The 1510-nt window shown below is 71.9% G+C and carries 1 protein-coding gene; it reads left to right on the top strand.

Translation table 11 applies throughout. From position 1 onward, the window contains the following. Positions 1–319 precede the first annotated feature (319 nt). A partial coding sequence (locus AB0O29_RS35850; protein ID WP_365160613.1) for a hypothetical protein occupies positions 320–1510 on the top strand: 1191 nt, incomplete at its 3' end.

Genomic DNA, 1510 nt, shown 5'->3' with positions numbered 1-1510 from the left:
GCGCCACCCGGCCGCGACCGCCTCCCGCGACCGGGTCCGCCACCACGATGCCCTCAGTACGCCGCGCACCGGCCTCCTTCGTCCGCGTCCAGACTCGCCGACCCGGCCGCGCACAGCACCTCGGGGACGGCGCGCGGCGCCACGGGCGAAGAGAGGTGATCTTTCCTGAGATGTCGGTAACCGCCACTTTCGGTCAGTGCACGGTCTGGTTCGCGTCGGTTATGGTGACGAACTCCCCCAAGTCGGCCAGGGATGTGGAGCATACGGTCAGCGGCCCGTGAGGGCGGGCGCACGCACAGCGACCACAGGGGGTTCAACGGTGGCCAACTTCGTCTACGACATCCTCACCGACCCGGCTCCGCTCCAGGTGCCCGTGGCGGGTGAGGAGTCCCGGGGAGCGGTCTTCATCGTCGTCTCCAACCCGAAGCACAAGAAGGCGCGCTGGAGCAGCATCCAGGTACGGGTGCCCGTCGGGGAGCGGGAGGACGCCCTGACGCCCGATCCGAAGGCGGTCACGGCAGCGGTCCTGCCGGACCGGGCCAGGGGGCCGGAGGAGGAGCCGCTGGTCGACTGGGACAGCGCGACCGGGGTCTGCACCCTGACGGCCCGGGAGGGGGCGTCTCTGGGGAAGGCCGGTTCGATGATCCTGGCGCTGGAGGGCTTCCCCGTCTCCAGCACTCCGGGGCCCGTCCTGCTCCAGGTGACGGAGATCGTGGAGAGCGACATGTGGACGGACGAGTCCCCCGTGACGCTGAGCCTGCTGAAGCAGGCGCCCAGGGTGCCGCGCAACTTCCGTCCGCAGCTGTCCCTGGTCGCCGCCGGCACGGACGTCGTGCTGCGGTGGGACGGCCCCGACACCCTTCTGTACGCCATCCAGGGCCCGGACGGTCCCCCGCAGCCCGTCCCCGCCCGGCAGGGCGGGGCCGGCTGGCAGTGGTCGCCGGCACCGGGGGACGAACCGAAGCGGGACGCCACCTACACCCTGATAGCCACCTCCCCGGCTCCGGTCCCGCAGCAGTCGGGGTACTTCCTCACCACCACCGTCCATCTGCTCAGCCCCGAGTTCGAGAGCGTGACGGCGACCAGGGGGACGCACACCCCGTGGGTCGAGGGGACGGAGGGCAGGGGCAAGATCTACTTCACCCCGGAGGGGGCGGAGATCCGCGTCGGAGGTGACGCCTCGGACGCGGGGGGGCTCCTCGGCGCCGACAAGGCGGAACTGAAGTCCCTGGAAACCGACCGGGCGCTGGTGAACGAAGCGCTCGCGGTCGGCGCCGAGGCGGATCTCGACGCGGCGTCGGGGGCGGGCGGGCAGACGGTGGTGAACCGCTCCGTCGTCGGCGGCAACCTCACCGTCAACGGCCGGACCGACATCAAGGGCGAGCTGCACGCCGCTCAGGACGCCGTGGTCGACGGCGGTCTCTCCGTCGCCGGCACGTCGGCACTGAACGACCTCACCGTCGCCAGCCAGGCCACCATCGGCGGGGACCTCACCGTCGGCGGCACGCTG

It is taken from the genome of Streptomyces sp. NPDC089915 (genome assembly GCF_040684675.1).
Taxonomy (GTDB): Bacteria; Actinomycetota; Actinomycetes; order Streptomycetales; family Streptomycetaceae; genus Streptomyces.
Note: the sequence above shows the minus strand (reverse complement) of the source record. Positions and strands in the feature narration are given on the sequence as shown.